This is a genomic window from Sphingobium sp. D43FB, assembly GCF_002312805.1.
Lineage (GTDB): Bacteria > Pseudomonadota > Alphaproteobacteria > Sphingomonadales > Sphingomonadaceae > Sphingobium.
In genome coordinates, this window is record NZ_NMUA01000217.1 from 1 (window position 1) to 421 (window position 421).

The 421-nt window shown below is 60.3% G+C and carries 1 protein-coding gene; it reads right to left on the reverse strand.

Translation table 11 applies throughout. From position 1 onward, the window contains the following. The coding region (locus SxD43FB_RS24105; protein WP_255245899.1) for an ATP-binding protein at window positions 1–421 on the reverse strand (421 nt) is incomplete at both ends.

The window sequence follows — 421 nt, forward strand, 5'->3', positions numbered from 1 at the left end:
TCCAAGTCCTGTCCCCTTCCCGCCCCTGGCACGATCACCCCGGGTGAACGGGTTGAAGATCGCCTCCAGTTCCGACGGATCGATCCCTGCCCCACGGTCCATGACGCTCAGCACCACGTACGGCGCGCTGGTATCACCGGAGACATAAGCCGCCACCTCAACCCCGCTGCCAGCATGGTGCAACGCGTTGCCGATCAAATTGTTCAGCAACCGCTTCATCGACACCCGACGCAAGGGAAACGCCTGGATCGGCTCCAGGCGCAGACGCACTTTTTCTTCGTTCTGGTTATACGGCGCAGCGACTTCACGAACCAGGTCAATCAGGTCCACTTCCTCGACAGACTCGTCACGACCATCGCGGATAAACGCGAGGAACTGGTCGAGGATCGCGTCCATGTCTTCGATGTCACGCACCATCGCG